Below are 26306 nucleotides of genomic sequence, written 5' to 3' on the forward strand. Positions count from 1 at the left end.
ATTTAATACTTATTTATTTAATAGTTAAAATTAATTTTAAAAAATTCATAAAAAAAATAATATATTTTCCCTTATTTTTTTTAGTATTCTTGTCGATTACACTGCCTAACAAAAGTGCAATTTATAAACTTTATGAAGTAAATAAAATTTATAATGGCAGTTTAATTTATGATGTAAAATCAAAAACAAACAGCGAAGAAAATTATAAAAATTTTATTATAAAAAATAATTTAGATAAATATCAAAAAAATATAGAAACATTTGAAATTCCAGATAAAAATATAATATTAATTACTCTAGAGTCTGTAGACGATGGTTTTATTTTTAACACTCCAGAACTTACACCCAATCTTAACAAGATAATAAAAAAATGGCACTTTAAGAAAATTAAAGACATTGATGGTTGTAGCTGGTCTGTAGGATCTCTGTATTGTTTAATGACAGGATTGCCTGCTTATTTTCCATTTGAAAAAAACAAAATTTTTCAAAATACTTCGAAAATCAATTTAAACACACTTAGCAAAGTTTTTAAAGAATCTAATTATTCAAATATTGAATATTTTGTTGGGGAGTCCAATTTTGTTGGTACTGGAGATTTATTAAAATCAATTGGATTTGATCTAAAAGATCATTCTAAAATTACTGGTAAATTTAAAATTTATCCTAATACTTTTGGCTATCACGATAAAGATTTATTTTATGAGTTAAAACAAAATTTAAAAAAACTAAATGATGAAAAAAAATCTTTCGTTACATTTGCTGCAACTATAAATACTCATTTGAATGGTATTAGAGATGAAAGAATGACATCTATTATTGGAGATAATTATGAAAATGATGTAGAGCATGCTGTAAAATCATTAGATTATTTAGTTGGAGATTTTATTAATTTTTTAGAACATGAAGGAATTTTAAAAAACACTTCTGTATTCATTGTACCAGATCATTTTTTTCCAAAAAACAAATCGTTAAAACAAATAAATGATAAAATAAATAAAACAGAACGTTCTTTATATATAATATCCAATAACAACATCATCTCTCATGAAGATCCTTCTCAACTCGATATAGCAAATATAATTTTAGACTCAGTTGGAATAAAAAGTAATGTAGAATTTTTTAATCAAAATAATTCTATTTCAAATATAAATGAATTTATAAATAATAATTCAAATTTTTTTTCAAAATTTAATGACGAGAATATAATCTATAATAAACCTTTAGAAAAAATCGTAATATCTATAAAAAATAATAATTTAACTATAAAGTCTGATAAAAATGAGGTTTTTAATTTAAATCTAAATAACAATATATCTTCATACATTAATCTTCTTTTTGATAAAAATTTTAATTTTATAAATGATGAATACAAAAAAGAGACTGCTACCCCTAGAAAAATCAGAAAAGAAGATGAAGTGTTTAATTATAATATTTTAACAATATTTAAAAAAAATAATATCATGATGAGTGGAAAAATTATTAACGCAAAAGACAAAACATCCTATAATTTAAAAATAAATAACAACAATATAAATATTAACATTCCAAATATAAGCAAAAAAAACAATATTCAAATTTATTCAACTGATAAAGAAAGGTTTATTGCACATGCTGGAGGCGGTGTTAATGGGGTTAAGTATTTAAATTCTTTAGAAGCTCTTAATCACAACTATAATTTGGGATTTAGAATGTTTGAGCTTGACCTGCAGCTTACTAAAGATGGATATATTGTTGCCACACATGATTGGAAAAAATGGAAAAAAAATACAAATTATAAAGGTGAAATACCTCCTTTGTTATCTGACTTTAATAATGAAAGCTATAAAAATGGACAGCAGGGATTGAATTACTTAAAAATAAATAATTGGTTTAAAAAAAATAAAGATGCAATTTTAATAACAGATAAATTAAGAAGTTTAGAAAAGATTGAAGAACAAATTAATATAGATAAATCAAAAATACTAATAGAAGTATTTAATAGTAAAGATCTAAAAAAATTTAGAAATAAAGACTATAATGTAATTGCTAATATTGATTTTTTAAATGAAATAGAAAATCCAATAACTTACCTCAAAGAAAATAATGTATCATTTATTTCAGCTTCCCATAAAATTAAAGAAAAATATAAAAATAATATTTTTAATATATTGCAAAATTTATTTGGAAAAAATATTGAAAAACAATTGATCGAAAATAATTTTAAAATATTTGCTTACAACTTGAATGAAAAAAAAGATACAGTAAATGAATTAGATATTATTTGTAAATATAGAGATGTATTCTATGGAATGTACGCAGATTTTTGGGATTTCACAAAAGAAAATGTTGAATGTATAAATTAATCATAAAAATTCATAATAAAAATATCATAAATAATTTTGAAAATTAAGATGATCGTAATCCATAAAATTATTAGATTATGTTTATTTTCTCTCATACTATTTCTAATTGTAGTTAGTTTTGATCTTTTAATAAATTTTTTTTTACCAGAAAATATTAAGAAAAATATAGGTGTAACTAAGAACTACTCTTTAAAATCAAAAAAATTTCATCATGAAATTGCGCCTAATATTGACGTGTATGAGTTTTGGGGAGAGAAAAAATACAAAGTTGTAACAAACCAATATGGAATGAGAATTAACACAAACAATACTTATGACGATAATAAAAAAAATATAGGTTTTATGGGAGACTCTTTTGTTTATGGTTCTGGAATTAAATTTGAAGATCATTTTATAAATCATATTAAAAATCAAAACAGCAACTTCAATTATTTAAATCTTGGTTATGTTAGCTATTCGCCATCTATTTATTATAAAAAAATGATTCATTTTGTTAAAAATGAAAATTTAAAATTTGATAAAATTTTTTTATTCATAGATACATCAGATATACAAGATGAAGGTTTGTTTTATCGAGAAGATAAATATGGAAATATTGTTAGAAAATGGAATACAGATGAGGAAGTAAAATTTAAAAATTTTAAATATTTTTTTAAAAATTACTTAAAACAAAATTCTTTTGTATTTAAATTCTATGAAATATTTGGTTTGAATTCTGTCAACGAAAGATCCCAATTATGTTTAGATAAAAAAAATTCAATTAAAAATTTTAAAAAATTTTTAGATTATGAAAGATTTGGGTATGCTTTTAATGATGAAATAAATTTATCTGATTGGGCTATAAATGGTCAAATTAAGACTTTAAATTATTTAACAAAAATAAAAAATTTTTTAGATATGAATAAGATTGAACTACTAATCGTATATTACCCTAGCGCTATAGATGTTTTAGAGGGTAATTATAATAAAATTCAAAGTAAACATTATAATTTGCTAAATAGTTGGTCAAAAGAAAATAATGTCACTTTTATAGATACCAATGAAGATTTTTTTATTTCATCAGACCCCATCAAAAACTACAAAGAAAACCATATAATTTGTGATATTCATTGGAATTCGGGTGGACATAAAATTATAGCTAAACATATTATTGGTAATTTAAAAAATAATTAATAAAATCAATTAATCCAGTTCAAATTTTTCCTTATAATTTTTTTTAAGATTTAGATTTTGTTTTGATTTATCTAATATACAATTTCCAATAACTAAATAATCTAATTCTGTACCCATAAAACAATTAAATGCATCCAAAGGAGTATTAACTATTGGTTCACCTCTTACATTAAAAGATGTATTTACTAAAACAGGGCATCCTGTTTTCTCTTTAAATTTTGTGACTAAATCAAAATATTTTCTATTATTTTTTTTATCTATGGTTTGTATTCTTGCAGAATAATCTACATGAGTTACTGCTGGAATTTCTGATCTTTTGATATTCAATTTATCTATACCAAATAATTTTTTTTGTTCTTCTGTCATTTCAATTTTTTTATCTTTTTTTATATGTGAAACTAAAAGCATATATGGGCTATCTATATTAATATCAAACCAATTGTTTAAATCTTCTTTAAGGATTGAAGGTGCGAAAGGTCTAAAACTTTCTCTGTATTTCACTTTTAAATTTAAGTTTTTCTGAGTAGCTTCTGATCTGGGATCACCTAAAATTGACCGACACCCCAATGCTCTTGGTCCAAATTCCATTCTTCCTTGAAACCAACCTATAGCTTTTTCTTTTGATAATAGATCAGCAGTCAGTTCTATTAAATTTTCATATTCTAAAACTTCAAAATTTGCCCCTATTTCCCTTAAATGTATTTCAATTTGATCTTGAGAAAATTCTGGGCCAAGATATGAACCATGCATGCTATCGTTTGGATTTATTTCACGTGATTTATTAAATTCCAGGTGCCATAATGCTAAAGCTGCACCCAAAGCACCACCAGCATCACCAGCAGCAGGTTGTATCCAAATTTTATCAAATATTTTTTCTTCAAGAATTTTTCCATTTGCAACACAATTTAACGCAACACCCCCAGCCATACACAAATTGTTTATTCCATATTCAATTTTTAATGATTTTAATAATTTTATCATTATGTTTTCAGTAACTTTTTGGATGGAAGCAGCAATATCCATGTGAAATTGAGTAAGTTTATCTTTCAATGGATTCCTTGGTTCAGAATCAAACAGAATATGAAATTTTTTACTTGTCATTGTTAAACCAGTTGCATAATTAAAATAACTTTGATCAAGTCTAAAAGTTCCATCATTTTTAACATCAATTATTTTGTAAATTTTATCTTCATAAATTGGATTACCATAAGGTGCTAAACCCATTAATTTATACTCTCCGCTATTTACTTTAAATCCTGTATAATAAGTAAAGGCAGAGTAAAGCAAGCCAAGGGAATGAGGAAAGTGTATTTCTTTCTTTATTTCAAGATTATTGCCTTTACCAATAGCTACAGTTGTGGTTGCCCACTCTCCCACTCCATCAGCAGTTAAAATAATAGCTTCATTAAACGGAGATGGAAAAAATGCACTAGCAGCATGACTTAAATGATGATCTGAGAAAAAAATATTTTTGTCAGATTTATAATCTTCGTCATGTTCTTTAAGTTTATTAAATAATAAGTTTTTTTGAAAAAGTTTTTCTTTAATCCACAAAGGCATAGCTTTACTAAATGATAAGAAACCTTTTGGAGCAAATGCAACGTAAGTTTCTAGTAAACGTTCAAACTTTAAGAAAGGTTTTTCAAAAAAAACTATTTGATCAACTTCACTTAATTTAATTCCTGAAAAATTTAAAACAAAATTAATTGCATTTTTAGGATAACTAGGGTCATGTTTTTTTCTTGTGAACCTTTCCTCTTGGGCAGCAGCTGTAATTTTACCATCTATTAAGAGACAAGCAGCACTATCATGATAAAACGCAGATATACCTAAAATTTTAGTCACTTAAAAAATAGTATAAATAAATGGCGCAACAGCAGAACCTTGAGTCAAAACAATTAAGCCACCAAATAAAGCCAAAACTATTATTATTGGTAAAAGCCAATATTTTTTTCTTACTTTTAAAAATTCCCAAAATTCCTTAATAAAATCCATTTTAAAATTGATTTTTCATTGTACTTTTAGTTTCATTTTTTTTTATCCAGTAAGAATTACTATTATCAAATTTTAATCCTAATAAATCTTTTCTTAAAACTCTCATAATTATTGCTATTGGCGTTACAATGATAAAAAAAATAACACCCATAATCAATGGCGAAACAATCTTTCCTAAAAAAATTCCAAATTTAAACCAAAGTTTATTAAGTGGTGTCAATAATTTTGAATTAATTATGCCTAAAATAAGAAAGATTAAAGATAAGACTAATGACCAATATCTAACATCTCCATTATTTAAAAGAGGATAAATGGCTATAATTAGAAAAAATATAAAAAAAACTAATCCGAAATTTTTGTTTGAATTTATTTTTATATTTTCCATTTTAAAGTTATTATTACAAAAAAGACAGATAACAAATATTAAATTTAAACATCAGTTTTTGCTTTAAATTTCTCATAAATTAGTCTCAATCTTACACCAAAACTTAAAAAAGGTTCAGGAGGTAGCCAAGTTGGTTTGTTTCTTTTTTCGATAGTCTCTATTTCTAAACTATTTTCACCAATTGCTTTAATTGCAATTTGTTCACCAAATAAAGTTCCTACACCAATACCTGAGCCATTATAACAACCAGCAGCAAAAATATTATCATCAATTTTTTCAAATATTTGAGAGCTATTTCTTGTTCTTGAGACAATACCTGACCAAGAGAACTCGATTATATCTTTAGGTAATTGAGGAAATCTTTTTTGTATTCCAATTTTCTGATTTAAAGATCTTTTTTGAAGAGTAGAATTTGACATGCTAAATGGATTGTGAACTTCTGCAGTATTTCTTATCAAAATTCTTCTATCTTTTGTCATTCTAATTGTTGCACCCATTGGTCTTACAGGTAGTACTCCCCATTCTTTTGGTTCTCCAATAGATTTGAATTCTTCATCAGACAATCTTCTTGTCATACTAGCAGTTAAAGTAATTGGAAAATTATAATTTGATTTTATACCTAATGATTTCAAGAAACCATTCGTGGCAAAAATAATATTTTTTGTTTTAATTATTCCGTTTTTAAAATTACAAGATATAAAATCTTTATTTTTAGACCAATTTAATAAACAAGAATTTTCATACAAAAAAACATTAGTAGGAAGAACATCAACCATTGCTCTAACTAATTTTCCTGGATGTAGTAGAATACCACCCTTTGTGTAAAGTCCGATATTATAAAAACTAGTACCTAATTTTTCAGACAATTCTTTGTTTCCTAATAAACTGTGTTCAAAGCCTAACTTAGTTAATGTATTTGAAAAATTTTCTAAAATTTTTTTATCTTCAATTTTTGATGAAGCAAAATATTTACCACTTTCATTCCAATCACAATCAACTTGATGTTCTTTAATAAATTTTTTTACCACATCTATTCCTAATGAATAAATATCAGCTTTCTTTTTATAATTTTGCAGTTCTTTATTTGATGTGAAACCATCATTCAGTGTTGTATCAACTAAATAACCTGAATTTCTTCCACTAGCACCCTCACCAGCTAACTGAGCATCTGCTAGTATAATTTTTAAATTTGAATTTATTTGAGCTAATTTTCTTGCAGCGGACAGACCTGTATAACCAGCTCCTATTATTAACCAATCACACTCATCGTTTGATAAAAGAGACCTGATGTTTGTTCTTGGATTAAGGTCATTAATCCAACTACAGCTATTATCGTTAGTCACTTCCATGAAGTGACTTTACGATAATTGATAAATTTTTAAAAGATTTTAAGAGTTTAATGAAGGTTGTTTCTTCATATCTGCTTTGTTGATACCAGCAACTCTTACCGGTTTCTTCATAGCATCTCTTCTGAATGGCTCGCCAAGTTCTTGGTTTAGAATTACTTCTATAAATGTTGTAATTCCTTTCTTTTGATCTTCACAAGATTGCTTGATTGCATTTGTTGTTTCTTCCATTGTTCTAACAGTTACACCTTTTAAACCACATGCATCAGCAACTTTAGCGTAACTTAATTCAGGGTCTAGCTCCGTTCCAACAAAATTATTATCAAACCATAGAGTAGTATTTCTTTTTTCTGCACCCCATTGATAATTTCTGAAAATTACCATTGTAATTGCAGGCCATTCTTCCCTAGCACATGAGCTCATCTCATTCATGCTGATTCCAAAAGCTCCGTCACCAGCAAAACCTATTACTGGAGTATCAGGACAACCAATTTTTGCACCTAGTATAGATGGAAATCCATAACCACAAGGTCCAAATAAACCTGGGGCTAAATATTTTCTTGGTTTTTCAAAAGTTGGGTAAGCATTACCAATTGCACAATTATTTCCAATATCACTTGAGATAATTACGTCATCAGGCATACCAGATTGAATTGCTCTCCAAGCTTGTCTTGGTGACATTCTATCTGAATCTCTTTCTCTAGCTTCTTTATTCCAAACTGTTCCCTCATCATCATCTTCATGATCTAAACTTGAGAGTTTTTGTAACCATGCAGATTTTGTTTGGTGAATTAAATCTTTTCTAGCCTGTCTATCTGTATCTCCAGCGTTTGAAGATAGTTTTGCTAAAATTTGCTCTGCGACTAATTTTGCATCACCACTAATTCCAACTGTTACTTTTTTAGTCAAACCAATTCTATCAGGATTAATATCTACTTGAATGATGTTTGCATTTTTTGGCCAATAATCAATTCCATATCCTGGTAAAGTTGAAAATGGATTTAATCTTGTACCTAGTGCTAAAACAACATCAGCTTTTGAAATCAATTCCATTGCAGCTTTAGAACCATTATAACCTAAAGGTCCTACTGCTAATGGGTGACTTCCTGGAAAGCTATCGTTATGTTGATAACCAGAACATACTGGTGCATCTAATTTCTCAGCAAGATTTTTAGTTGCATCAATAGCTCCACCAATTACAACTCCGGCACCGGACAGTATTACTGGAAATTTTGCATTAGATAATAACTCAGCAGCTTTTGATACTGCTTCGTTACCTCCGCCTTGTCTTTCTAATCTAACAATTGGTGGTAAATCAATATCAATAACCTGGCACCAATAATCCCTTGGAACGTTTATTTGTGCAGGAGCTGATCCTCTTATTGCTTTTTCAATTACTCTATTTAGAACTTCTGCCATTCTTGAAGGGTCTCTAACCTCTTCTTGATAACAAACCATATCTTTAAACAAGTTCATTTGTTCTACTTCTTGAAAACCACCTTGACCCATAGTTTTGTTTGCAGCTTGTGGTGTTACCAATAATAGAGGAGTATGGTTCCAGTATGCAGTTTTAATTGGAGTTACTAATCCTGTTATTCCTGGCCCATTTTGTGCTATGACCATAGACATTTTACCTGTTGCTCTTGTGTAACCATCAGCAATTAAACCACCATTTGTTTCGTGTGCTACATCCCAAAAAGTAATTCCTGCATCAGGAAAAATATCTGATATTGGCATAAAAGCAGAACCAATAATTCCAAAAGCGTGCTCAATACCATGCATTTGTAAAACTTTTACAAAAGCTTCTTCTGTTGTCATTTTTGTCATAAGACTAGAACCCCTCTAAAGTATAATTATTAAGAATTTATAAAATTCGTTTGTCAATTTTTCGGATTAATATATAAGATTTTCATAATTTCAAACAAACAATTCGACACAACATTATGGCTACAGACATTATTATACACGACGAAAAAGACAACGTAGGAGTAGTTGTTATTGAAAAAATCGCTCCAAAACAGGACTGCTCTTGCTGGATCATGGAAAATGACAAGACAGTTAACATTCAATCTGAAGATGAAATCCCTTTAGGACACAAAATTGCTATGAGTGATTTAAATGAAGGTGACACTATTATTAAATATGGTCACGATATTGGTAAAGTAGTCAAATCAATTAAAAAAGGTGAACACGTACACGTTCACAATGTTAAAACAAAGAAGTGGTAGTAATATGGAAATCCCAAAAAGTTTTTTAGGTTATAAAAGAGAAAACGGCAGAGCCGGAACAAGAAATCATGTAATTATTTTACCTGTAGATGATATTTCTAATGCTTGTGCAGAAGCTGTTGCAAACAATATCAAAGGCACCATTGCGCTACCTCACTCGTATGGAAGACTGCAGTTTGGTGCTGATTTAGAGTTACATTTTAGAACAATGATAGGTACAGCAAAAAACCCAAATGTTGCTGCTGCCATAATTATTGGTATTGAGCCAAAATGGACAAAAAGAATTGTTGATGAAGTAGCAAAAACTGGAAAACCTGTTGAAGGTTTTAGCATTGAGGGTGCTGGTGACATTGAGACAATCATGAAAGCCTCAAAAAAAGCTCAAGAATTTTCAATGTGGGCTTCTGAAAAACAAAGAGAAGAGTGTCCAATAAGTGATCTTTGGATTTCTGTAAAATGTGGAGAGTCTGATACTACTTCAGGTCTTGCATCTAATCCTACAGTTGGAAATCTAATGGACAAATTGGAGCCATTAGGGGTTCATTTGTGTTTTGGTGAAACTTCGGAACTAACAGGTGCAGAAACTGTTTGTGAAAAAAGAGGTAAAACTCCAGAAGCACAAGAGAAGTTTAAAAAAACTTGGAATGAATACAACGATTTTATTTTAAAAGAAGCAACAGATGATTTATCAGAAAGTCAACCAACAGCTGGAAATATTGCTGGAGGACTAACTACAATTGAAGAAAAAGCATTTGGAAATTTTCAAAAAATAGGATCAAGACAATTTGTAGATGTTTTAACACCTGCTGAAGAACCACAAAAAGGTCCAGGATTATATTTTATGGATACTTCATCAGCTGCAGCTGAATGTGTTACTTTACAAGCTGCTGGTGGTTTTAATATTCACTTGTTCCCGACAGGACAAGGAAATATTATTGGAAACCCAATTGAACCAGTTGTTAAATTAACAGCTAATCCATTAACAGCAGTCAGCATGAAAGAACATATCGACTGTGATGTTTCTAAAATTCTTTCTAGAGAAATGAATTTGGATCAAGCTGGTGATGAACTAATTAAAGCAACTATTAGAACAGCTAATGGAAGGTTAACTTGTGCTGAAGCTTTAGGTCATAGAGAATTTGTAATGACTAAGCTTTACAGAAGTGCTTAATTAAAAACTCAAATTTATGGCTCAAAATAAGTACCTGGTACTTTTGCCCGGTATTATACTTGCGTTTGTTCTTTACACACTATCACAAGGTTTTAATAATATTATTGGCACCGAGTTATTAGGATATGAAAAAAGTCCTATATCTACCGCAATGATAGCAATCCTTTTAGGAATGTTCTTTGGAAATGTTTTTAAAATAAGAGAAAGTTTCATAAGAGGTTTAGATTTTACTCAAAAAAATATTTTAAAACTTGGAATTATTTGCTTAGGAATTCAATTAAAACCTTTTGAGTTTCTTGAATTTGGTGCAATTGCTATTCCTTTAATAATAATTTGTATCGTTAGTGTATTGGTTGTCATTAAACTTTTGATCAACAAATTAAAAATTCCTAGGAATATGGCTTATCTTATTTCTATAGGAAGCACAGTATGTGGAACAACAGCAATCATGGCAACTGCTCCTGTTATTGGTGCAAAAAAAAATGAGATATCTTATGCGATTGCGAATATCACTTTGTTTGGAATTCTTTCAATGTTGATCTACCCATACTTTGCAAATTTTTATTTTAATGGTGAACCACTTCTAATTGGTTTATTTTTAGGAACTTCTATACATGAAACAGCGCAAGTAGCGGCGGCTGGATTGATCTATGATCAACAATTCAATAGTCCAGAGACTTTAAATGTAGCAACAGTTACTAAACTAATAAGAAATACTTTTTTGATTATTATGATACCTTTGTTTGCTTATCTTTATAACAGAGGACAAACTAAAGAAAAAAAATACTCAATAATTGATATTTTTCCCTATTTTGTACTTGGATTTGTTGTAATGATTATCGTTCGAAATGTTGGTGATCAACTTTTTATTATAAACAATAGTGAACTTTGGCTTAGCATTGTAGATGGTATTAAATCTTTATCAAAAATATTCTTAACAATGGCAATGGCAGCAATTGGTATGTCTACAAATTTAAGAGATATAAAAAATATGGGATACAAACCTTTTGTGGTTGGATTTGTTGGAATGGCTACTGTTGGGATTGTTTGTTTAGGGACTATTGAATTATATCTTTACTTACTTAATTAAGATTTCATCAACATTTGTTTTTTAAAATTTGAAAAAAATCTTCTTATAAATGCTGCTGCTACACCTAGAAATATTGCAAACATTATTGAAAATAAGCCATAAAAGAATGGCATCTCATTAGAAAAATCTAAAATAAATTGTGAGAAGAAATTTAAGTCAGGAATTACAGAAGTGTTTGTTTCATTTGTATCATGATCTGCAAAAAATGAGTCGTAAGCAATAGCAATACCAACTGCTAAAATCAAAATAGCCATCAATGCTCTTAATCCTGAGCTATCAATTTTTTCTCCTAGTTTTTGTCCAATCTGAACACCAATTATAGAACCAATAACAAGTAGAAATACTAAAAGTAAATCAATCGAGCCATAATTAAATGAATGCAAGAAAGTAACAATTACGCTTACAAAAATAGTAACAAAAAGCGATGTTCCAGGAACAAGTTTGGTTGGCATCTTTATAATATAAATCATTGCTGGTACCAATATAAATGCTCCACCTATTCCCATTATTGCGGCAATAAAACCAACAACTAAACCAATAATTATAGGAGTAAAAATACTTTCATATAACTTTGATTTTGGAAATCTCATTCTTAAAGGAAGACCATGGATCCAATAATGAACATGTAATTTTTTTTTAACTAAAATGTTCTTTTTTGCTCTATCTATTTCTCCTAGACTTTCGACTAACATTAAAGACCCAATGATTGCTAAAATATACATATAAGCTAAAGAAATTACCGTATCTATCTTTCCGATACCTTTAAAATAAGAAAAAGTAAAAATTCCTAATGAGGTACCTATAGCACCACCAATGACAATCATTAAACCCATTTTGTAATCTAAAGTATTTTTTAAATAATGCGTTGTTGAACCAGAAACTGAAGTGGCTAAGATATTGTTAGCTTCATTTGCAACTGCGTAAGCAGGAGGAATTCCTAAAAAAATTAAAAAAGGTGTCATTAAAAAACCACCACCTACTCCAAACAATCCAGAAAGGACACCAACGATTGCGCTTAATATAAGTATTTCTATTGGATTAACAAAAACTTGAGCGATGGGTAAAAATACATCCATTTAAATAATTAAATTGTTTAAAAACAATTTAGTTAAAAGTAATAAAAGTTCCAACTATAATAACTCCCCAATAAGCAGCTAGACTTAAAAATATACCTGTTTTCACTAAAGAAACTTTTAAGCTAGTAAGTTTATTGAAAATTTTTACGTTAGAAAATTGCATTAAGTGCGTCAATACACCCAGAGAACAAATTGTCAAATATTATTTTAAAAAATTAGATAAATTTTTTTCTAATAGATCGTTGCACCAAAAACTTTAACCATTCCATCCTCAACACCTAAAACCAACCTTCCCAAAAATTCTCCTGGTATTTCTTTGTTGGTCTGTTTTATCAAAACGGTTATATGCTCTCCTCTTCTAAGACAACCAAAGGGCTCGAAAGTTTCATGAAGATTTGTAATTAGCTTATTGTTAGCCCATTGTTTTCCAAGCTCTACTTCATTGGCTCCAAAGAGCATCTGAGTTGAAAAATCTCTAGTAAATCCACCATAATCTTTAAGGTTTGATGATTTGATTAGATTGAACCAAATAGGTTTAGCCAACTCATATATTTCATCGTCTTTTTTTGATAAAATATCCATAACTTATCTATTTCTAATTAAAGTATCTTAAGAAGCTTTTTTCTTCTCGTTCTCATCCACGATGTGGTAGACAGGAACCTTCTCCATACTAAATTTACCAGTTTTTGGATCTCTTCTAGAAACTGTCAGACAATGCCAATTATCATCATCAAGTTTCATATGATCTCCTCTATAATAGTATCCTGGCCATCTAGTTTCTTCTCTAAATAAAGTATGTTCAGTTACACACTGAGAAGTTAAAGCTCTATGTTTTAATTCCCAAGCTCTCATCAATTGGTGATAATCCTCAGCACCAACATGTTCAAGGTCTTCTTGAAGCCATTCAAGCAATTCAAGGCCTCTTTTCAACATATTGCCATTGGTCATATAATTAGATGTAATACCACCTACATATTCATCCATAATCTTCTGTAGTCTTTGTAGACCTTGTATTGGTGATATATAACTAGGAGAAACAGTTCCTCCTGTTATTTCGTTTTGTGCAACAGTGTAGTTTTCAAGTGGTTTGTAGACCATAGCTTTAAAATCTTCACATTGTTTGTCTGAAACCTTAACACCTTCAGCTTTTTTATCTTCGATATACTTAACAGCAGCTTTAGCAGCTAATCTACCTTCTGTGAAAGATCCAGATGAAAACTTATGAGCACTTCCACCCACAGTGTCTCCAGCACCAAATAACCCATCAATTGTAAGCATTCTGTTATAACCCCAGAAATATTCTGGTGGAGATAAATCTTCTGGACCACTCACCCAAGCTCCTGAACAAGTAGCGTGTGAACCCATTACATAAGGTTCTGAGGTTGTTAATTCAGGGTTTGTGTATTTAGGGTCAATGTTTTGAGACGCCCATACTACAGCTTGACCAACAGTCATTCCTAAGAAGTTCTCCCAACCAACTGTCTCTAAGTGTGGATCCTGGAAAGCCTCAGTTGTAACCATATGAATTGGTCCACCACCGGCAGCAACTTCCTGAATAAAAGCATGGTTTCTTAAACAAGTAGGTGTTGGATGATGATCAATATATTCTCCAACTAGCTCTTTAGTTTGATCATACCATTTTTTCTCATAATTCTCACCATTAGCATTCTGAGTATATGTTTTTAAGTGTAAGAAATAGGCTCCAACAGGACCATAACCATCTTTAAATCTACATAACACAATTCTATTTTCCATTTGTGTCATTTTAGCTCCAGCAGCAATCGGAAGTGCGTAAGCTGAACCATTACTCCATGGAGCGTACCAAGTTCTACCCATTCCTTCTCCAACTGCTCTTGGTTTGAAGATGTGAGAAGCACCACCAGCTGCAACTATAACAGCTTTTGCTCTAAATACATGAAAATCACCCGTTCTCATGTTGAAACCTACAGCTCCACCAATTCTATTATCTTGAGACTCATCCATAAGTAAATGAGTGATCATTATTCTATTATAAATTTTGTCAGCAGATTTTTTTGCCGCCTCAGCAACAATAGGTTTGTAACTTTCACCATGAATCATGATCTGCCATTTACCTTCTCTTAAATATCTTCCAGTTTGTTCATTTTTCATCATTGGAAGACCCCATTCATCAAACATGTGAACAGTAGAGTCTACATGTCTAGCCATGTCGTAACCTAAATCTTCTCTAACCATTCCCATTAAATCGTTTCTAGCATATCTAACATGGTCTTCAGGTTGATTTTCTCCCCATTGCATTCCCATGTAACAATTGATTGCATAAAGACCTTGAGCAACAGCTCCACTTCTATCTATGTTTGCTTTTTCTACACAAACAATTTTCATATCTCTTCCCCAGTGTCTAGCTTCGAACGTAGCACCCGTTCCAGCCATACCACCGCCAACAACTAATATATCGCAATCTTCGTAATGTGTCTTGTGTCTAGCCATTAGTAATAAACTCCTTTTTTAAATGACTCTTTTGGAACTGATGGTAGTTCACCGTCAATATTTAAACCTTCTGGTTCAGTATAAAGTCTTTGTGAATTAATCTCACCTTGGTTTGGTTTATCACCTTCAGCAAGTTTTGGAATAAATTTACCCCATGGTTTTGTGGTAATTGGAGAAACAAAGTTTTTCTCTGTTCCATTTCTAAATTTGATCTTCCATGAGATTGTTCCTTTTTCTTCTTCTCTTCTAACTCTAACGCTATGACCCATAGGAGCAAAATCAGCATAACCTCTTACATCAATTGCATGATTTGGGCATGCTTTTACACATGAATAACATTCCCAACAAAAGTTAGGTTCAATATTTTTTGCACGTCTGATATTTTCATCTATGTGCATAATATCTGATGGACAAATATCCACACAGTGACCACAGCCATCACATCTTGTCATGTATACGAAAGTTGACATAATTATTTATTCTCCTTTTTTAATTTCATCATATTAATAGTGTTTAGGTTGTTCTCTTTTAATACCTAAACCAAACTGTTCAGGCGCGTCAGCAGGAGGAGGTAAGTTGTCTCGTGAACCATCTGCTTCTGCTAAATTTTTTTGGATTGCTGCACCAGGTTTATAAAACATGTGTGCAAATTTAGACCAATAAACTCCTCCAAATAAAACTAAATTTGAAAGAACAAATAAAGTCAAAAATAAATAAGATAATCCTGCTTGACCATTAGATTGTGTGTAAGACCACAATAAACCAAAAGTCGAACAAGCTAATAAAGCTAAAACAAATAAATCAGCTTTAATTATTCTGTACCATGGATGCGCTTCCGCAGATACATCTACTCTTAAGAAAAACCAGAACCAATAACCACCAACACATGTAAGTATTGCTCCTACATGCCAAACCATAGACCAAGTAGATGAAGTAGGTTTGTCAGCTCCTGTATAACAAAATACTAAAACAGCTGATGCAATCCAAAATAATATTGTTCCATACATTCCAAGAACGTGCGCAAGTCTTCTTTTTCCAAATCCAAGTTCTGCTGTTGTCCCAATATCATAAACTGTTGTCTTTGCGATAATTGAAGCTCTTTCTCCTGTGCTCAATTCTTTAACAGCATTTGCTTTTGCTTTTTTTGCGTTGTTAAAAAAATAAGTAACATTTTTGTGAACAATCATTTGAATAATTGTTCCAACTGCAATCAAAATAACCATAGCAATTATAAAACTTTGCATTGCAAAAGGTGAGACTGTTTCGGCTAAAATTGAAAAAGGATTTGTAGATAACATAATTTTTAAATATTTATAAAGTTAATTTGAGATTTTCTAATCTAGTTAAATGAAGAGTTCAACCAAAACTATTGGTCAATATTGTCATTAATAACAACTTACGGTTTACGTTTGTAATGTTGCTTATTAGGAATTACTGATCTTACCCCACCCTGTGGGTTATCAACGTCACCTTCTCTTCTTGGTATCAAATGTATATGACAATGCAGTATAGATTGACCTGCAATTTTTCCTGCATTTGTTCCAATGTTAAACCCTTTTACAGTATTATCTTTTTCTAAAATCTCATTTTTAATTATTTGCATAAGATCATTGCACGCAATCAACTCATCATTAGTCATGTCAAAATAATCTTTAATATGTCGCTTCGGAATTATTAAACAGTGATGATCTGAAACAGGGTAAGAGTCGTAACTTGCATAAGCAAGATCATTTTCGTGAGCAATACCACTTTTTTTTGAATCACAAAATAAACAAGGGTTGTTTGGATCTCTCATGTTTAAATTAAAGTATTATATATTTTGCTTAGTTTAATAAATGAAATATTATTTCTACTTTTCCATTTTAATTCATCTATTTTTGACACCGATGTAACTCCCTTACCTGATCCAATGAGAATTATCTCCTCATAATCGTTAATTTCTTTAATTGATATATCTTTAAAACTAATTTTAACTTTTTTACTTATAAACTTAAGTGTATTTCCAAAATAACAATTTTTTTTTGGAGAAAATATTTTTCCATTTTTAACAAAGACTAAATTTGAAGTACCAGTTTCTAATATTTTATTGTTTGCAACTAAAGCAACATCAAATTTAGAAGAGTCAACCTTACTAAGTTTTGCTAATATTTTTTTATAATAAAGATTTTTATAATTTGGCTCAATTCTTTGATATCTAAATAATAAAAGACTAAAGTTTTTTTTAAGTTTTGGTCTTTTTCTTATTGATATAGAAATAAGTTTTTTATTGAGTGCAATTCTAAATAAATTGTCAGGACCTTTGTATAAAGTATTTATTTTAATTAAATCTTTGATAGTGCTTTTTAAATTTTTTTTTCTTATGCCATATTTTTTTGTAGATTTAATTAAGTTTTCAATATGTGGTTTCAGTAAAATTAACTTAGAAGGTTTTCCAACCATTCGCATTGTTGTAAATACACCTCTGGACCCCCAAAGATCTTTAAAAGAAACTTCTTTAAGATTACTTAGCTGATAAGATTTTTTTAATAAGAGTGTTACCATTGATTGTTAAAAATGATTCTGGGTGAAATTGAAATCCATAAACTTTATCAATTCTATTTTCTATAGACATTGCAGAACCCGAAATAGCACATCTCATAGTTATATCAAAATTTTTAGCTTCAAAAGGCTCTTTCAACTTTAATGAATGATAACGCCCAACTTTAAATATTTGGCCTTTTTTATATAACTTACTATTTTCATTTACTATTACGTCTGATTGAAAGCCATGATAGATTTTATTTTGTTCAATTATTTTTCCTCCCTCAGAAAATAGGATTTGTTGAAATCCCAAACAAATTCCAATAATTTTTTTTTTACCTTTGTATTTTTTGTATATTTTTGTGGTTAAGGGGTAATCTTTTGGTGAACCTGGTCCTGGTGAAAGTACTATAGTTGAAGCTTTATTTAATTTTGATTTATTAATTTCATTAAAATCACTACACTCAACTCTATCAAATAAAGAAAATTGGTGCACAATGTTATGTGTAAAGGAATCTTTATGATCAATTACATATATCATTTGAACAAATCTATTAAAGCTTTTGCTTTTATATAATTTTCATTAAATTCATGTTTTGCAGTGCTATCTACAACTACACCTGAAGCTACAGAAATTTCAGATGTGTTTTTATAATTTAAAATTGACCTAATAATTATATTAAATCTCATATCCCCATTAAATTTTATAAAACCAAAACTACCGGTGTAAATGTTTCTGTTTTCTTTTTCTTGATTATTCAAAAGATTTAGAGTGCTTATTTTAGGACAGCCAATAACTGAACCTCCAGGCATCATTGCTTTAATAATGTCTAAAGTGGATGTATTTTTTTTAACTTTACCTCTAATCAAGCTTACATAATGAAAAAGATCTTTGTATTCCTCAACAGTTTTTTGTTTGGCTATATTAACTGATCCGGGTAAACATATTTTTGATAAATCACTTCTCTCCATATCTACTATCATATTATGCTCTTTTGTTTCTTTAATGTTTTTTCTAAAAAAATTTAATGCCTTTTTTTTATTCAAAGTTTTATTTTTTTTTAAAGTTCCAGCTATTGGTTTAGTTTCAATAATATTACCCTTCTTTAAAATTAATGTTTCAGGCGAACAGCTAATTATAGAATAATTTTTATCTTTTATTAAAAATGCCTCTGGAGCCAAATTAGATTTAGACAATCTACAAAAAAACTCTAATGGATCTATAATTGAATTGTTTTTATATTTTGTGCAAATTTTAATTTGATAGGTTTCCCCTTTTTTTATCTTTTTTTTAAAATTTTCAAAAATTTTTTTATATGTTTTTAAATTAATATTAATTTTAAATTTTGAGTAATTCTTTTTTGTTTTATTAAAATCAATTAACTTCTCGTTTAAATTAATTATTTTACTTGGTTTGTAAAAAATTCCTTTTGGAAAATTATTAGAATTTTGCTTAGGAATTTTTACTCCTATTAAATTGTTAAGAAGCTCATAGCCAAAAAAACCAATATATAAATCAGTTTTTTTTAATTTAATTTTTTTTTTATTAAATTTATTTAAAAACTGTACTGTATTTTTTGATGATAGAATTTTTTTTTCAGTAAATTCAGTATAAAGATCAAATCCTTTTTTTGATTTATAAATAATATAAGGTTTATTGGAACTATTAATTTTTTGTAAAATATTTTGTTTCAATTTTTTATTCTGTTCTTAATCTTAATACTGGCTCTTCTTTTATAGGTAAATGAACAATTGCTGCAAACACCGACAACATAATTGCTAAATACCAAGCATAATCATAGGATCCATATAGATCATAAAATAAGCCTCCTAGATAAGCACCAAAAAAAGATCCTATTTGATGACTTAAAAATACTATTCCATACAATAATCCTAAAAATTTTGTTCCAAAAATATGTGCAACGATACCACTTGTGGCTGGAACAGTTGATAGCCATAAAAAACCAAAACTTGCTCCAAATATAAATGCATTAAGTGTACTAGGAGGAAGAAATATAAAGAAAATTATTGATAGACCTCTAAGAGCATAAATTGCACTCAAAATAATTTTCTTACTCATTTTAGTTGATAGATATCCACTAAATAATGATCCAAAAATATTAAATAATCCTATTAAAGATAAGATTGCTGCTGCGGTCCAACTTTCTAATCCTCTATCAATAACGTATGTTGGAACATGAGTTCCAACTAAAGTGATATGAAATCCACACACAAAAAAACCTAACACTAACAAAATATAACTTTTATTTTTAAAGGCTTCATTTAATGCCTGCGAAGTATTTTGATCATTTGATTTTTCTAAAATTTGGTCACTAGATGGTGATCTTACAAAAAAAGAAATGATTAATCCCATAATCAAAAATAACAAAAACCATAGAAGAGTGACTTCCCATCCATTATTATTTAAAGATAGATTTGTAAAAATTGGTGAAACAAAGTACCCGAATGAACCAACTGCTGTGACTATACTCATTGCAATTGTTCTATTAGACAGTGGGAAATGTTTTCCCACTACAGACATTGGTATACTAATTGCAGTACCGCCCAAACCAATACCGATTAATATACCCATATCCAGTTGGAAATAGAGATTGGTATTTGGACCAGCGTATAAAAAATAAATTCCTAAAATATAAAATATAAAAGCCAACATTATAGCTTTGTGGCCACCATATTTATCTGCAATTGCTCCAAAAATAGGTCCTGTTAATCCCCACATCAACATTTGTAGACCAATTGATAAGCCAGATTCGGTTAGGGAAATATTTAAATCATTTTTAAAGTCCGAAAAAAATAATCCAAAGGTTTGTCTTACTCCTAAAGAAACTAAAACTACAAAACATGCTGCTAATAATGTAATTAAAGCTGTTTTATTTCTAATAAACTTTTCTGAAGCCATTAATTACTTTAGGTGTTTTAGGGCCCGCTTAATATCTGCGATAAGGTCGCTAGGATCCTCTAAACCAATATGCAATCTAACTATATACTCATTTTTTGCTAATTTAAGATAACTTCTATTTCCTTGCTCTCTAACATTTTGATGTAAAGCTAAACTTTCAAACCCTCCCCAACTGTAACCGTGTCCAAATAATTTTAAATTATTTACAAATTTTACAACTGCCTTTTCACTTTTAGCTTTTATTCTTAAGCCCATTAAACCTGAAGCACCTGAATAATATTTCTTCCACATTCTAAAATTGTAAGAGTCTTTTTTGAATGGATACAATAGTTTTATGTTTTTAAATTTAGATAAAAATTCTGCTACTTTTTTCGCATTTTCTCTATGTCTATCTAATCTTACATCTAAAGTTCTTAATCCTCTTGTAATTAAATAGGCATCATCAGGTCCTAATCTTAAACCTGTAACTCTTTCTGTTGCTTTTACTTTTGGAAATACTTTTTTATTAACCGCTAAACTTCCTCCCATTACATCTGAGTGACCTGAATAATATTTTGTTGCTGAAACAATTGCCATATCAAAACCGAGTTTAATAGGTTTTAAAAAATATGGAGTTCCCCACGTATTATCAATTGCTGTTAAAATTTTATGTTTTTTTGCAATTGAAATAATTTTACCTAAATCTTGAAAATCAAAAGTATTACTTCCAGGGTTTTCTACAAAAATTAATTTAGTTTTTTTGGTAATTGCTTTTTCTAATGTCTTAAGATCGTGTGGATCATAAAAAGTTGTTTTGATATTAAATTCTTTTAAAAAATCTTGAGTCAATAGTCTTGTTGGACTGTAAACTGGGTCAGCTGCAATAATTTCATCACCAGGTCTTGTAACACTGAAGATTGCAAGGAACACTGCTCCAAATCCAGTAGGTGTTAAAAAAGTAAAATAACTTTCTTCAAGCTTAGATAAAATTTGTTGCAATATATGAGTCGTTGAAGTTCCTTGTCTTCCATAATCAAAATGACCACCAGTAGGATTTTTTTTAGCTTTCTCTTGGGTTTTTCTAATATCTTGCATCGATTTGAAAATAATCGTTGATGCACGCACAATTGGTGGATTTACAGACTGATTGTGAAAATCTTTAGCAGTATGTTTTAAAAATGTTTTAAAAGAATTGCTCATAATAAAATTTGATATGTTTAAAAGACAATGCTATATCCCGTAAAAAACGTCAATAAATTAATAAATAGGACTAAATGAGTTATCCGAAGAAACATAGGGGTCGAAGAAAACAAGGCTCCAAAAAGAGAAGAGCAAAAAGAAAAAATAAGAAGAAATAGTTCTTTTATTCTTTAATCCAACCACCGCCAAGAACTCTATGACCATATTGGTCTTTGCTATAGAATACGCATGCCTGTCCTGGAGATATTCCATCCTCAGGCTCTATTAAATGAACATGGGCAGTATTATCATTATTTAAATCTACTTTTGCCTCAAGAAGACTGCCTGTTGATCTAACTTTAACAAATATATTTTGATCAAGATCTTTTTTATCAGTTAATAAATTTAAATCTTTCAGATGTATATCCTTTTTACCTAGGTACTCTTTAGGTCCAACAATAATTTCATTATTATCTGAATTTATTTTTAAAACATACAAAGGCTCTTTATCTGAAACTTTTATTCCTTTTCTCTGTCCAATTGTAAAATTTATTATACCATCGTGAACACCTATTACTTTTCCATCTAAATTTTTAATATTTCCTTTTTGAAAAGAGTCTGGTCTAAATTTTCTTATTACAGATGCGTAATCACCATTGGGAACAAAACAAATATCTTGACTATCAGGTTTGTCAGCAACATTTAAATCTAACTCTTTAGCAATCTCTCTTGTTTTGTCTTTTAACATTCCGCCTAAAGGAAATCTTAAATAATCTAATTGCTCTCTTGTTGTGTTAAATAAAAAATAACTTTGATCTCTATTTTCATCAATTGCTCTATACATATTGTTGGTGTTATTTTCAGTTATGTTTTTTACATAATGACCAGTAACTAATGCATCCGCTTTCATATCTTTTGATACTTCAAATAAATCTTTAAACTTTACTGTTTGATTGCATTGAACACATGGTATTGGTGTTTCACCTTTTAAATAACTATCAACAAAATTATCTATCACACCTTGTTTAAACTTATCTTGATAGTATAAAATCTTATGTTCAATGCCTAATTTGTGAGCAACACGTTTAGCATCCAATATATCTTGACCTGAACAACACTGCTTAGATTTAGCAACTTCTTTTCCATCATCGTAAAGTTTAAGTGTGATACCGATCACTTTGTAACCTTCGTTTTTCATTATCCCAGCTACAGTAGAGGAATCTACTCCACCAGACATGGCAACTACTACTGTAGTATCTTCAGGTTTTTTGTTAATTCCGATAGAGTTTAATTCTTTATTCATAAGGTGGTATTTATACTTATTTGCAATATAAGTTAAATTAAATGATTTTAGATTATGAGCCAGGTGACAAAGTCACAAATCCTATGAATAAAGACTGGGGTATTGGACAAGTACAATCAATTATAAATGATAAAGTTACTGTAAACTTTGAAAATGCAGGTAAAAAAGTAATTAATGCAAAAAATATCGAATTAAAAAAAATTGGTAAATAAAAATGGATTTACAAAAAATTGTCGAAGATTTAATTAATAGTTTCTTATCTGCAGGAGATTTGGCTCTTCGATTAAGAAAAGAAGGATTAAGCAAAGAAATTAAATCAGATAATACACCAGTAAGCAATGGCGACATCGAAGTAAATAAATTTATATCTAACCAATTATCAAAAGTAACACCTGATATTCCAATTATTTCAGAAGAAACATCTGAAAATAAAGGTAACTCATTAAAAAATTTCTGGTTAGTAGATCCAATAGATGGAACTTATGATTATATAAACAATTTAGAGGAATTTACTATTAATGCTGGCTTAATAATTAATAATAAACCTGTAGCAGGTTTAATAAATGCTCCAGCTAAAAAAAGAATGTTTTATTCTTATGGTAAGGGTAAATCTTTTGAATTTACAAATAACAAAACCATAAATCTTTTTGAGCTGCCTTCTAAAAGAACCAAACCACTTAAGTTTATTTCATACAGCAATAAAATTAAACCTGAGATACAAAAAATTTATGATGAACTTGGGGTAAAGGAAAATACTCGTATGAAAAGTTCTTTGAAATTTTGTGTTGTCGCTGCATGTGAATTTGATGGTTATGTTGCTGAGCCTCGAGCTTACGAGTGGGATATTGCAGCGGGACATGCAATTTTAGAAAATGCTGGAGGATCAGTTAAAGACTTTAATGGTAATGAAATATTATATGGTAAGAATGATTTAAAAAATCCAAGTTTAATTTTAAAAAGTAAAAATATAATTTAATGGACGAACAATTAAGAATTATTTTAATAATAATAGTATCTGTTTCAATTTTTGGATTACTAGTTTTTGTTTTTGTTAAAAATTATATTAGAAATAAAATAAACCACCTTGTTGATGAAGAGAAAAAAAGAAAATTAAAGTAATTTAATTATTTTTTCATATTCGTTTTTATCAATATCCATCACTTTTTTTGATGTTTCAAAATCAAATCCATTCCTTGCAAGTAACGATATATCTTTTTTATAAAACAATGATCTATTATCTTCAGTTCGTGCTGGTCCTATTCTTTTTTTCTTACATAATTTTATTGCTGAAAAAAAATCCTGGTCAGAATTATCATCCTTTATTTTATCAACTGTATCTTTAATAAAACTATCATCAATTCCTTTGCCTAATAAATAATTTCTAATTTTATTTATTGAGTTCCCTCTTTGGATCATACTCCTTGCTTTACTTTCTGAATAAAATTGATCGTTAATGAATTTATTTTTTTCTAAATCAGACAAAACAATATCAATTAACTTGTTAACATCTTTTTTCCTAGTATCTGATACTGAAAGCTTCATATATTTTTTCAATAAATATGTTTTGAGTTGTTGTTTTGAGGGTGCATATTTTTCAATGTAAGCAAAGGCAAAATTTCGCATTTCATCAACGGTAACTTGAAGAGTTTTTCTTTTATTTCTTATAGGAATCATGGTTAGATTTTATATAATATAAATATGATCGAACAAATTTATAACTATTTTACAATTGATGTACTTTACATGTGGATCAATTTAGGAGTTATACCCTTTTGGTTCATGTTAATAATATTTCCACAATCACATTTGTGTAGATATTTGGTAACTTCAATATTTCCTTTTTTATTGTTGAGCGGTGTTTATATTTATATTTTATACAGATCTTTCACAATTGGTTACGACTTTGATGCTAATTTTAGTTTATATCTTGGTTTAGTTGAGCTATCGCGATTATTTGAAGACAATTTATACCTAACTCTTTTCTGGACGCACTTTGTGGCTATAAATTTATTTGTTGGTGGTTGGATTGTTAAGGACTCTCAAAAATACTTTATAAATAAAGTATTGATGGCTGTGCCTCTGATAATTACTTATTTAATTGGACCTATTGGATTGTTTGTTTATTGGATAATTAGAATTTTTTACGCCAAAAGATTAAACCTATATGAGTAATCATATAGATTTTTATTTCGATATAATTAGTCCATATGCCTACATTGCTTACAAAAAAATTTTAAAGATAAGTGGCATTAATTTCAAGCTAAAACCCATATTGCTTGGTGGACTTCATAATTTAGCAGGTATTACTGCACCTGCTTTTAATAAATATAAAATGAAAAATATGCAAAATGATTGTGAGCTTGTTGCAAAAAAAAATAATATTATTTTTAAATGGAATTCTAAGTTTCCTATTAATTCTCTAAGTGTTATGAGAGGTTATCTTTGTGTCGAGGAAGATAAAAAAAGAAATTATTTAAATTCTTTTTTTGAAGCTTATTGGAAAGATGATGTAGATTTGTCTGTTAAAGATAATATCAAATCTCTTTTAAAAAAATTAACAATCAATGAAGATCAATTTTTTAATTCAATAAATAATCAAAATATCAAAGATAATTTAAAACAATTAACTCAGGAAGCTTTTGAAAAAGAAGTATTCGGAGCTCCAACTTTTATAGTAAATAATAAAATTTTTTGGGGGCAAGACCGATTAGAATATGCCTTAGATGAATTTAAAATAAATTAAACTATTTTAAAATTACTATTACTTATAGATCCAAAACCACCCTCGATGTGGGAAATATTTTTATAACCTTTTGTTATTAAAGATTTCACTGACATTTCAGATCTTACTCCTCCAGCACAAAACAAAACCATTTCTTTATCCTTGTCTAACTGACCACTCTTAAAAACATCGCTTTCTGGATCAAGAAGAATGTCTAAGTTTCCCATTGGAATATGGTTAGCGTTCTCTACCCTTCCAGCAAGTTCTAATTCATTCAATTCTCTTATATCAATTAGATTACATTTGTTTTCTTGAACCATTTGATATGCTTCATCAGCATTTATAGTTTTAATTTCAGTCATAAAAAATTAGCAGTATAAGTTGATTTTATTTTAATTATTTTATTTT

The 26306-nt window shown here is 29.0% G+C and carries 30 protein-coding genes; 10 read left to right on the forward strand and 20 right to left on the reverse strand.

Annotation, left to right across the window (positions count from 1 at the left end):
- Window positions 1–2342: sulfatase-like hydrolase/transferase (locus ACTTBN_RS00005; protein WP_440680408.1), on the forward strand; the 2342-nt coding region annotated here is incomplete at its 5' end.
- A gap of 48 nt (window positions 2343–2390) precedes the next feature.
- The gene (locus ACTTBN_RS00010) at window positions 2391–3515 is read left to right on the forward strand and encodes a hypothetical protein (protein ID WP_440680409.1); all 1125 of its coding nucleotides are present in this window, start codon (window positions 2391–2393) and stop codon (window positions 3513–3515) included.
- A gap of 9 nt (window positions 3516–3524) precedes the next feature.
- Here the strand turns inward: ACTTBN_RS00010 and ACTTBN_RS00015 are convergent, their stop codons facing one another.
- From ACTTBN_RS00015 to xsc, 5 genes are read right to left on the reverse strand one after another with little or no spacing between them, the layout of a single operon-like run.
- The gene (locus tag ACTTBN_RS00015; protein ID WP_440680410.1) at window positions 3525–5360 is read right to left on the reverse strand and encodes a carbamoyltransferase family protein; all 1836 of its coding nucleotides are present in this window, start codon (window positions 5358–5360) and stop codon (window positions 3525–3527) included.
- On the reverse strand, window positions 5361–5510 hold the full coding sequence (locus ACTTBN_RS00020) for a DUF5989 family protein (RefSeq protein ID WP_440680411.1): 150 nt from the start codon (window positions 5508–5510) through the stop codon (window positions 5361–5363).
- Window position 5511: 1 nt separating this feature from the next.
- Window positions 5512–5895: an SxtJ family membrane protein gene (locus ACTTBN_RS00025; protein ID WP_440680412.1), complete on the reverse strand. Its 384-nt coding sequence runs from the start codon at window positions 5893–5895 to the stop codon at window positions 5512–5514.
- Between the two features lie 44 nt (window positions 5896–5939).
- The gene (locus ACTTBN_RS00030) at window positions 5940–7244 is read right to left on the reverse strand and encodes an NAD(P)/FAD-dependent oxidoreductase (protein WP_440680413.1); all 1305 of its coding nucleotides are present in this window, start codon (window positions 7242–7244) and stop codon (window positions 5940–5942) included.
- A 39-nt stretch (window positions 7245–7283) separates the two neighbouring features.
- The gene (gene xsc / locus ACTTBN_RS00035) at window positions 7284–9068 is read right to left on the reverse strand and encodes a sulfoacetaldehyde acetyltransferase (RefSeq protein WP_440680414.1); all 1785 of its coding nucleotides are present in this window, start codon (window positions 9066–9068) and stop codon (window positions 7284–7286) included.
- A gap of 116 nt (window positions 9069–9184) precedes the next feature.
- Here xsc and ACTTBN_RS00040 point away from each other — a divergent pair, with 116 nt between their 5' ends.
- Genes ACTTBN_RS00040 through ACTTBN_RS00050 form a run of 3 tightly spaced genes read left to right on the forward strand, consistent with a single transcriptional unit; the run spans window position 9185 to window position 11730 of the window.
- Complete coding sequence (locus ACTTBN_RS00040; RefSeq protein WP_440680415.1) at window positions 9185–9469, forward strand: UxaA family hydrolase; 285 nt, start codon at window positions 9185–9187, stop codon at window positions 9467–9469.
- A gap of 4 nt (window positions 9470–9473) precedes the next feature.
- A complete protein-coding gene (locus tag ACTTBN_RS00045; protein WP_075506613.1) occupies window positions 9474–10640 on the forward strand; it encodes a UxaA family hydrolase in 1167 nt (388 codons plus the stop codon).
- A gap of 16 nt (window positions 10641–10656) precedes the next feature.
- Complete coding sequence (locus ACTTBN_RS00050) at window positions 10657–11730, forward strand: YeiH family protein (RefSeq protein ID WP_440680416.1); 1074 nt, start codon at window positions 10657–10659, stop codon at window positions 11728–11730.
- Here ACTTBN_RS00050 and ACTTBN_RS00055 read toward each other — a convergent pair.
- From ACTTBN_RS00055 to mnmA, 13 genes are all read right to left on the reverse strand, one after another.
- Complete coding sequence (locus ACTTBN_RS00055; RefSeq protein WP_440680417.1) at window positions 11727–12806, reverse strand: TSUP family transporter; 1080 nt, start codon at window positions 12804–12806, stop codon at window positions 11727–11729. The genes ACTTBN_RS00050 and ACTTBN_RS00055 overlap by 4 nt on opposite strands.
- A 28-nt stretch (window positions 12807–12834) precedes the next feature.
- Window positions 12835–12969, reverse strand: coding sequence for a hypothetical protein (locus ACTTBN_RS00060; protein ID WP_440672607.1), 135 nt, complete (start codon window positions 12967–12969; stop codon window positions 12835–12837).
- 68 nt (window positions 12970–13037) lie between these two features.
- Window positions 13038–13388 carry a hypothetical protein gene (locus ACTTBN_RS00065; RefSeq protein WP_440680418.1) on the reverse strand — a complete coding sequence of 117 codons (351 nt, stop codon included), beginning with the start codon at window positions 13386–13388 and terminating at the stop codon, window positions 13038–13040.
- Between the two features lie 27 nt (window positions 13389–13415).
- Window positions 13416–15275 carry an adenylyl-sulfate reductase subunit alpha gene (aprA, locus tag ACTTBN_RS00070; RefSeq protein ID WP_440680419.1) on the reverse strand — a complete coding sequence of 620 codons (1860 nt, stop codon included), beginning with the start codon at window positions 15273–15275 and terminating at the stop codon, window positions 13416–13418.
- Window positions 15275–15745, reverse strand: a complete 471-nt coding sequence (gene aprB, locus ACTTBN_RS00075; RefSeq protein WP_075506608.1) for an adenylyl-sulfate reductase subunit beta — start codon at window positions 15743–15745, stop codon at window positions 15275–15277. The genes aprA and aprB overlap by 1 nt, the downstream gene beginning before the upstream one ends.
- A gap of 33 nt (window positions 15746–15778) precedes the next feature.
- A complete protein-coding gene (locus ACTTBN_RS00080) occupies window positions 15779–16573 on the reverse strand; it encodes an adenylyl-sulfate reductase (protein ID WP_440680420.1) in 795 nt (264 codons plus the stop codon).
- A gap of 98 nt (window positions 16574–16671) precedes the next feature.
- Complete coding sequence (locus tag ACTTBN_RS00085) at window positions 16672–17070, reverse strand: HIT family protein (RefSeq protein WP_440680421.1); 399 nt, start codon at window positions 17068–17070, stop codon at window positions 16672–16674.
- Between the two features lie 2 nt (window positions 17071–17072).
- A complete protein-coding gene (locus ACTTBN_RS00090) occupies window positions 17073–17816 on the reverse strand; it encodes an aminotransferase class IV (protein WP_440680422.1) in 744 nt (247 codons plus the stop codon).
- Window positions 17776–18336, reverse strand: a complete 561-nt coding sequence (locus ACTTBN_RS00095) for an aminodeoxychorismate/anthranilate synthase component II (RefSeq protein WP_440680423.1) — start codon at window positions 18334–18336, stop codon at window positions 17776–17778. The genes ACTTBN_RS00090 and ACTTBN_RS00095 overlap by 41 nt, the downstream gene beginning before the upstream one ends.
- Window positions 18333–19490 carry a chorismate-binding protein gene (locus tag ACTTBN_RS00100; protein WP_440680424.1) on the reverse strand — a complete coding sequence of 386 codons (1158 nt, stop codon included), beginning with the start codon at window positions 19488–19490 and terminating at the stop codon, window positions 18333–18335. The genes ACTTBN_RS00095 and ACTTBN_RS00100 overlap by 4 nt, the downstream gene beginning before the upstream one ends.
- Window positions 19491–19494: 4 nt before the next feature.
- Entirely contained in the window at window positions 19495–20715 is a 1221-nt protein-coding gene (locus ACTTBN_RS00105) for an MFS transporter (RefSeq protein WP_440680425.1), read from the reverse strand.
- Between the two features lie 3 nt (window positions 20716–20718).
- Window positions 20719–21894, reverse strand: a complete 1176-nt coding sequence (locus ACTTBN_RS00110) for a trans-sulfuration enzyme family protein (protein ID WP_440680426.1) — start codon at window positions 21892–21894, stop codon at window positions 20719–20721.
- A 163-nt stretch (window positions 21895–22057) separates the two neighbouring features.
- Complete coding sequence (gene mnmA / locus ACTTBN_RS00115) at window positions 22058–23176, reverse strand: tRNA 2-thiouridine(34) synthase MnmA (protein WP_440680427.1); 1119 nt, start codon at window positions 23174–23176, stop codon at window positions 22058–22060.
- 41 nt (window positions 23177–23217) lie between these two features.
- Between mnmA and ACTTBN_RS00120 the strand changes: the two genes are divergently transcribed.
- The 3 genes from ACTTBN_RS00120 to ACTTBN_RS00130 are packed head-to-tail and all read left to right on the forward strand — an operon-like array spanning window position 23218 to window position 24295.
- On the forward strand, window positions 23218–23388 hold the full coding sequence (locus ACTTBN_RS00120) for a DUF3553 domain-containing protein (RefSeq protein WP_440680428.1): 171 nt from the start codon (window positions 23218–23220) through the stop codon (window positions 23386–23388).
- Window positions 23389–23390: 2 nt separating this feature from the next.
- A complete protein-coding gene (locus tag ACTTBN_RS00125) occupies window positions 23391–24152 on the forward strand; it encodes a 3'(2'),5'-bisphosphate nucleotidase CysQ family protein (protein ID WP_440680429.1) in 762 nt (253 codons plus the stop codon).
- Window positions 24152–24295, forward strand: a complete 144-nt coding sequence (locus ACTTBN_RS00130) for a hypothetical protein (protein ID WP_179850440.1) — start codon at window positions 24152–24154, stop codon at window positions 24293–24295. Before ACTTBN_RS00125 ends, ACTTBN_RS00130 begins: the two co-directional genes overlap by 1 nt.
- Here the strand turns inward: ACTTBN_RS00130 and ACTTBN_RS00135 are convergent.
- Entirely contained in the window at window positions 24287–24850 is a 564-nt protein-coding gene (locus tag ACTTBN_RS00135; protein ID WP_440680430.1) for a regulatory protein RecX, read from the reverse strand. The genes ACTTBN_RS00130 and ACTTBN_RS00135 overlap by 9 nt on opposite strands.
- Before the next feature lie 24 nt (window positions 24851–24874).
- Here ACTTBN_RS00135 and ACTTBN_RS00140 point away from each other — a divergent pair, with 24 nt between their 5' ends.
- Both ACTTBN_RS00140 and ACTTBN_RS00145 read left to right on the forward strand, forming a co-directional pair.
- Complete coding sequence (locus ACTTBN_RS00140) at window positions 24875–25348, forward strand: ABA4-like family protein (RefSeq protein WP_440680431.1); 474 nt, start codon at window positions 24875–24877, stop codon at window positions 25346–25348.
- Entirely contained in the window at window positions 25341–25919 is a 579-nt protein-coding gene (locus ACTTBN_RS00145) for a 2-hydroxychromene-2-carboxylate isomerase (protein WP_440680432.1), read from the forward strand. Before ACTTBN_RS00140 ends, ACTTBN_RS00145 begins: the two co-directional genes overlap by 8 nt.
- Here ACTTBN_RS00145 and ACTTBN_RS00150 read toward each other — a convergent pair.
- A complete protein-coding gene (locus ACTTBN_RS00150; RefSeq protein WP_440680433.1) occupies window positions 25916–26260 on the reverse strand; it encodes a rhodanese-like domain-containing protein in 345 nt (114 codons plus the stop codon). The genes ACTTBN_RS00145 and ACTTBN_RS00150 overlap by 4 nt on opposite strands.
- Between the last annotated feature and the right edge of the window lie 46 nt (window positions 26261–26306).

Source organism: Candidatus Pelagibacter sp. HIMB1623 (assembly GCF_052047695.1).
Taxonomy (GTDB): Bacteria; Pseudomonadota; Alphaproteobacteria; order Pelagibacterales; family Pelagibacteraceae; genus Pelagibacter.